Below are 6497 nucleotides of genomic sequence, written 5' to 3' on the forward strand. Positions count from 1 at the left end.
AAAAGAATCAAGAGAGGAGGAGCTTAGATGTCTTTTGCCTCGGATGTCAAAAAAGAGTTGACTGGTTTAGAAGTCCATCGAGAACACGCGAAAGCAGAATTAGCAGCATTAATTCGGATGAACGGCTCACTTAGCTTAGTTAATCAACAGTTTGTCTTGAATGTACAAACGGAAAATGCTGCAATTGCTCGTCGAATGTATTCATTGCTGAAAGATCATTACCATGCACAAGCAGAATTATTAGTTCGTAAAAAAATGAAACTAAAGAAAAATAATGTTTACATTGTGCGTCTAAAACAAGATACACAAAAAATTCTAGCTGATTTGGATATTATGGATGGGGTCGTTTTTAATGGCAATGTGTCAAATGAAATCATGGGTAACGCACAAAAAATGCGTTCCTATTTACGCGGGGCCTTTATGGCTTCTGGCTCAGTTAATAATCCGGAAACAAGTCGCTATCATTTAGAAATTTTTTCAATTTATGAAGAACACAATAATGATATTTGTAAGATGTTGAATTACTATGACTTAAACGCTCGAACATTGGGACGCCGAAACGGGTATATTTGTTATTTAAAAGGTGCTGAAAAAATTGCCGACTTTTTAACGTTAATTGGTGCCACGAACTCTATGTTGAAATTTGAAGATGTCCGGATTGTCCGTGATATGCGGAATTCAGTAAATCGTTTAGTGAATTGCGAAACAGCGAATTTAAATAAAACCATTGATGCGGCTTCAAAACAAATTGAAAATATTCAATTTATTGAAAGTACAGTAGGGCTGACGTCATTACCGGAGAAACTTCAGGAAATCGCAGAATTACGGTTAGAGTATCCGGAAGTTAGTCTCAAAGAACTAGGGGAAATGATTCCTTCAGGAGCTATTTCTAAGTCAGGTATTAATCATCGTATTCGAAAAATTAATGAATTTGCAGAAAAATTACGAGAAAAAAGTGCGTAACTTTTCTGCTCCAGAAGTGAAGAATAACATTTCCGTTTGAAGTGCTATCCTTCACTTTTTCTTTAAGCGTGTAAAAAAAATTAAAGTGTGCAAAAAGTGTGTAGCGCTGAAATGTAGTGTTGACCTGTGTTTTAAAGAAACGATGTTGGCACGAATGTTGCATGTAATGAAATGCAAGCGATTACTTATTGCTGTTTTTAACTAAAACATTAAAAACTATTGGAGGGGTCAAAATGGTTCAACGATTAATTAGTGCAAATGCATCAGAAATCAAACGGATGTCAAAAGAAGAGCTGTTTCAGAGTATTAAAGCGAGCGAAGGGCGCGTAATTTTATCGGAAAATGTGGTAGTTCATCCATCCGTAGCAGGTGATATCACTTGTGCGGAAATGTCAAAAGCATATGGCGCAGACATGATTTTATTGAATGTTTTCGATGTTAATCAACCGATTGTAGTAGCCGCTTATGAAGGGCAATATACTGCGGAAACATGTGTCCCTAATGATGAGGTTGTTCATCGTTTGAAAGAACTAGTCGGTTTACCGATTGGCATGAATGTCGAACCTGTTGATGAAAATTTAGACTTAGCTTCAACAAGAGTTTCAATCGAACCAGGTAGAAAAGCATCAGCAGCTACTTTCAAAAAAGCCAATGAACTGGGTTTGGATTTTATCTTATTGACAGGTAATCCTGGAACTGGTGTGACCAACGACTTGATTGCTAAGAACGTGGCCTTAGCCAAAAAACATTTTGACGGCATCATTATTGCCGGAAAAATGCACAGTTCAGGTGTAGATGAACCAGTGGTCAGTTTAAAATCAGCTGAACAATTTATTGAAGCGGGCGCTGATATTGTCTTAGTCCCAGCAGTTGGCACGGTTTGGGGCATCACTGATCAACAAGTCAAAGAAGTTGTGGATTTTGCACATTCAAAAGGAAAATTAGTTATGAGTGCCATTGGAACTTCACAAGAAAGTGCTCAACCTGAAGTTATCCAAACTATCGGCATTAGAAATAAAATTTTAGGCGTAGATATTCAACATATTGGCGATGCCAATATGGGCTTAGTTGGTATTGAAAATATTAAAGAGCTTTCTGATGCGATACGTGGGAAAAGACATACTGTTGCTAGAATGGCTCGTTCGATTAATCGTTAAAAAAGTGAACAGAGGCACGAATTCAGAAAATTTGAATTCGTGTCTTATGATTTTTTTATTGAAAAACGGTATACTAAAAGAGAAATAAAGGTTTGAAAGGATGAGGTTTTTTATGGATATTTCAGTAATTGATGCAACAAAAGTTAACACAGAAACAGGACTTCACATTGGTGAGAGCAATGCCCCTATCAAAATGATAGAATTTATCAATGTTCGCTGTCCTTATTGCAGAAAATGGTTTGAAGAGTCTGAGGAACTGTTAGCACAATTTGTCAAAAGTGGTAAAGTTGAACGTATCATTAAGTTGTTTGATAAAGAAAAAGAAAGTTTACAACGCGGCAATGTGATGCATCATTACATTGACTATTCAGCGCCTGAACAAGCACTGTCAGCATTGCATAAAATGTTTGCTACGCAAGATGAATGGGGAAACTTAACCTTAGAAGAAGTAGCGACGTATGCTGAAAAAAATCTTGGCTTAAAAGAACAAACAGATGCAACGCTTGTTTCCGCCGTGATTGCTGAAGCCAATGCGGCGCACATTCAATTTGTACCAACGATCATCATTGGTGAGCATATCTTTGACGAAAGTGTCACTGAAGAAGAATTACGAGGATACATTGAAAAATAAAAAAATGGAAACAGCGACGGTCGCTGTTTCCATTTTTTTTATTTTTAATTTAAGGCGCTACTATTTTCCATTACTTCATCGATTAAACCATATTCTTTTGCTTGTTCGGCAGTCATATAGTTATCACGATCGGTATCACGTTCAATCACTTCAATTGGTTGGCCAGTTCGTTCAGCTAAAATTGAATTTAAACGTTGACGAGTGTCTAAAATGTGACGAGCAGCAATTTCAATTTCTGTTGCTTGCCCTTGAGCGCCACCAAGTGGTTGGTGAATCATGATTTCCGCATTTGGTAAAGCGAAACGTTTGCCTTTTTGACCAGCTGTTAATAAGAAGCTACCCATTGAAGCCGCCATTCCTAATACGATCGTTTGGACATCCGCTTTAACGAAATTCATGGTATCGAAAATCGCTAAGCCTGCAGAAACGCTGCCACCAGGAGAGTTAATGTACAAGTAAATATCTTTTTCTGAATCTTGGGCATCTAAGAATAATAACTGTGCAATCACTGAGTTTGCCACATTATCATCGATAGGGCCGCTTAGCATAATGATGCGGTCTTTTAATAAACGAGAGTAAATGTCATAAGCACGTTCACCGCGAGATGATTGTTCAATAACTGTTGGAATTAAATTCATAAGTAAATCCTCCTATATAAAGAAACTTTTAAAGTCATTCTATCATAAAGCACTTTGAATGCCTATGAAAAGTATACCTCTTTGGTCAATAAAGGTCAACGAAGTCGCTTGAAAAATTTTGTGTCATTTTTTATCCGAAACTTTTGGATTATGTTATACTAAAATGGAAAATTAGAAAAAGAGCGAGGGGAAAAATATGTTTGTTTTTATCGCCGGAATGGTCGGTGTAATCGTCGGTGCGCTAATAGTCACAGCAAGTGCCGCCTTACATTCATCTTACAAAGAGCGAAAAGAAGTACGTTATCGTGAACTAGAACATTTGGTTAAAGAAATTGAATCATTGAATTTATTAAATAAAAAAGTCAAAGAAATTTTACAAAAGCGTGAATTATATATAGACAGGTCAATTGAATACTTATCGATGGATGATTGTTTCATCAGCATCGATGATTTTATTTATTTGGAATCATTTTCTGCTCAAAATAATTTTTACTTACCGACGTACTTAATTGAAGAATTTTTCAAAAAAATTGCGCATCGTAAAGTCATTTTGACGGCCAGCGAAGTTGCTGAAATGGGTGGGCACACCTATAAAGGCGGCCGTGTTATTTTGGAAAATTTTTCAGACGAGATTTTAGCAATTATTGAAGATAAAAAACGTAAAATGCAGCGTTTGTCTAACGAACCACTTCATTATTTTAAAGCGATTAAATAAAAAAAGAACCAGCGTACCCGCTAATTTTTGGGGGTATCTGGTTCTTTTTCTTGTTGTTCCATATCGGTCATAGTGTCTTCAATTTCTTTATGTAAGAAATAAGAAATAACTGTACGAATGATCACCAAGGTTGCCAATTTCAAAATATCTTGAAAAGTTGGTTTAACAATAGATTCAATAATATCAGCAGCAATTAAAATTTCTAAACTTAACAGAATGTAGCTACCAAGGAAGTTTTTGATGAACGTATTCATTTTGGTTAAGGTAAAGCGGCTTTGATTTTGTCGTTCACTTTTAATGAAATCTTTTCCTGCTAAACAAACACCCCAAACTAAAACAATAATTGAAAAAACATTCAGTCCTAAAATACATAGCTCAAAAAGTGGGGTTAAAAGCGTCATTAACTGATGGGGCCACTCATTCATCGTATTCACTCCTACCAAAAAGCCTTTTCTTTAACTATAACGAAACGGTTGACTAACGTCAAATATTGTTGAAATAAACGGGCTAAACTATTCAGCTTATAGAACAAAACTAAGAAAATTATGAATAGCATCTAACAATTAAGTAAAAGGACTGTAAAGGTTCTTTTACTTTTTTTGTGTAAAAAAAGAGTCTTGAAAAGAATCAAGTAGCAAAAAGTAAGTGAAAACCAACTTTGTCAGTGGATAGTCTTTTAATTAATTTTTAAAAGACAAATTTTACGTTTTCAAGAGCCGAATACTGCCAAGTTTTAGCCTATAAAGGTGATAGAATCAGAAATTGAGTAAGAGATGTGTCACAAAAGCAAGGAGACACATCGACTTGATGAAAGATTTAAGGAGCTGTAGTTGAAGTAAAGAGAAGCAAGTGTCCCAAACACTAGCGAAAGAAAATAGGGAGGATTAAAATGTTTAAGAAAGCAACGAAATTATTATCGACAATGGTGATTGTCGCTGGAACAGTTGTGGGAAATTTCAGTCCCACATTGGCTTTAGCTGAAGGAGCGGTTAAAGCAGGAGATATAGAAGGAATGACCAATACGGTGAAAGTAAAAGACGACAGTCTGGCTGATTGTAAACGGATATTGGAAGGACAAGCTGCTTTCCCAGTTCAAGCGGGTGAAACGGAACCGGTTGATTTAGTGGTTGTTGAAGATGCCAGTGGTAGTTTTTCAGATAATTTTCCACATGTAAGACAAGCGATTGATGAAGTTGTTAAAGGCTTGTCTGACCAAGACCGCGTGATGCTTGCTTCATATCGCGGCGGAAAACAATTTATGTTTCCTGATGGAAAGACAAAAATTAATTCAGCTGATTATGACATGAATGTGCGTGTTGATACTCAATTAACCCATGATAAAAGCAAGTTTGTCTCTGGTTTTGGAGACGTTCGGACGTATGGTGGTACGCCAACCGCCCCAGGATTGAAACTCGCTTTAGATACGTACAATCAAACACACGGAGATTTAACGAATCGAAAAACGTATTTCCTATTAGTGACAGATGGGGTCGCTAATACACGTTTAGATGGTTACTTGCATAAAACCAATACCAATGATTCAATCAATGAATATCCAGATCCAAGACATCCTCTTCAAGTCTCAGTGGAATATAGTAATGACTACCAAGGTGCTGCAGCAGAAGTTTTAGCGTTAAACCAAGAAATTACTAACCAAGGCTATGAAATGATTAATGCGTATTGGGAAAGTGTCGAATCTTTAAGTTCAGTGAATTCATACTTTGATAAGTATAAAACAGAAGTGGGTCCTTTTGTAAAACAAGAGTTGCAACAAGGATCTAGCACACCAGAAGATTTTATTACAAGCCAATCTATTGATGATTTTACAACCCAATTAAAACAAATTGTCAAAGATCGTCTGGCGCAATCGACACCAGCAACAGCTTCATTAACGATTGCCAATCAATTTGATATTCAATCGGCGACCGCTACGGACGATGCTGGAAATGATGTGCCTGTTCAAATTAACGGACAAACCATTTCAGCAACTAGTACAGAAGGTTACGTAGGAAACATCACCATTCACTACGAAGTCAAAGAAAATACAGCGATTGATGCAGCAACCCTTGTAAGTAGTGGGACAATGAATCAAGGAACAATTGCTAAGGAATTTCCAGAAGCGACGATTCCTAAAAATGACAATGCGCATGCGTGTGACGTGACGCCAGAAGATCCAACGATTACAAAAGATATCGAAAATCAAGAGCACTTAGATTTAACCAATCGTGAAGATAGTTTCGATTGGCATGTCAAAACAGCCTTTGGCAATGAAACAAGTACTTGGACCCAAGCCAGTTTAGTAGATGATATTAACCAATTATTAGATATCCAAAAAGTCGTTGTCACTGATGAAAATGGTAAAGATGTTACAGCTAATGGCAAAGTAACACAAG

The 6497-nt window shown here is 36.6% G+C and carries 7 protein-coding genes; 5 read left to right on the forward strand and 2 right to left on the reverse strand.

Features of this window, described 5'->3' with window-relative positions:
* The first annotated feature begins 27 nt into the window (after positions 1 to 27).
* The 3 genes from whiA to HMPREF2810_RS08400 all read left to right on the forward strand — a co-directional run bounded on the left by whiA (position 28) and on the right by HMPREF2810_RS08400 (position 2751).
* A complete protein-coding gene (gene whiA / locus HMPREF2810_RS08390) occupies positions 28 to 963 on the forward strand; it encodes a DNA-binding protein WhiA (RefSeq protein WP_002358736.1) in 936 nt (311 codons plus the stop codon).
* Between the two features lie 233 nt (positions 964 to 1196).
* Positions 1197 to 2120, forward strand: coding sequence for a DUF7916 family protein (locus tag HMPREF2810_RS08395; protein ID WP_010715044.1), 924 nt, complete (start codon positions 1197 to 1199; stop codon positions 2118 to 2120).
* A gap of 112 nt (positions 2121 to 2232) precedes the next feature.
* Positions 2233 to 2751: a DsbA family protein gene (locus HMPREF2810_RS08400; RefSeq protein WP_010715045.1), complete on the forward strand. Its 519-nt coding sequence runs from the start codon at positions 2233 to 2235 to the stop codon at positions 2749 to 2751.
* Positions 2752 to 2795: 44 nt separating this feature from the next.
* Here the strand turns inward: HMPREF2810_RS08400 and clpP are convergent, their stop codons facing one another.
* The gene (gene clpP / locus HMPREF2810_RS08405; protein ID WP_002355633.1) at positions 2796 to 3389 is read right to left on the reverse strand and encodes an ATP-dependent Clp endopeptidase proteolytic subunit ClpP; all 594 of its coding nucleotides are present in this window, start codon (positions 3387 to 3389) and stop codon (positions 2796 to 2798) included.
* 196 nt (positions 3390 to 3585) lie between these two features.
* On the opposite strand from clpP, the gene HMPREF2810_RS08410 reads away from it, so the two are divergent.
* Positions 3586 to 4104 carry a hypothetical protein gene (locus tag HMPREF2810_RS08410; RefSeq protein WP_002355635.1) on the forward strand — a complete coding sequence of 173 codons (519 nt, stop codon included), beginning with the start codon at positions 3586 to 3588 and terminating at the stop codon, positions 4102 to 4104.
* A 20-nt stretch (positions 4105 to 4124) separates the two neighbouring features.
* Here the strand turns inward: HMPREF2810_RS08410 and HMPREF2810_RS08415 are convergent, their stop codons facing one another.
* Complete coding sequence (locus HMPREF2810_RS08415; RefSeq protein ID WP_002383026.1) at positions 4125 to 4529, reverse strand: DUF1622 domain-containing protein; 405 nt, start codon at positions 4527 to 4529, stop codon at positions 4125 to 4127.
* Between the two features lie 464 nt (positions 4530 to 4993).
* Between HMPREF2810_RS08415 and HMPREF2810_RS08420 the strand changes: the two genes are divergently transcribed.
* Positions 4994 to 6497, forward strand: a 1504-nt coding sequence (locus HMPREF2810_RS08420; protein ID WP_002417367.1) for an isopeptide-forming domain-containing fimbrial protein, incomplete at its 3' end; no start/stop codon positions are given.

It is taken from the genome of Enterococcus sp. HMSC078F03 (assembly GCF_001811595.1).
GTDB classification, from domain to species: Bacteria; Bacillota; Bacilli; order Lactobacillales; family Enterococcaceae; genus Enterococcus; species Enterococcus faecalis.

Excerpts from the sequence above, each read along its gene's own strand:
- whiA (WP_002358736.1), top strand. The coding sequence starts at position 28 with ATGTCTTTTGCCTCGGATGTCAAAAAAGAGTTGACTGGTTTAGAAGTC.
- HMPREF2810_RS08395 (WP_010715044.1), top strand. The coding sequence starts at position 1,197 with ATGGTTCAACGATTAATTAGTGCAAATGCATCAGAAATCAAACGGATG.
- HMPREF2810_RS08400 (WP_010715045.1), top strand. The coding sequence starts at position 2,233 with ATGGATATTTCAGTAATTGATGCAACAAAAGTTAACACAGAAACAGGA.
- clpP (WP_002355633.1), bottom strand. The coding sequence starts at position 3,389 with ATGAATTTAATTCCAACAGTTATTGAACAATCATCTCGCGGTGAACGT.
- HMPREF2810_RS08410 (WP_002355635.1), top strand. The coding sequence starts at position 3,586 with ATGTTTGTTTTTATCGCCGGAATGGTCGGTGTAATCGTCGGTGCGCTA.
- HMPREF2810_RS08415 (WP_002383026.1), bottom strand. The coding sequence starts at position 4,529 with ATGAATGAGTGGCCCCATCAGTTAATGACGCTTTTAACCCCACTTTTT.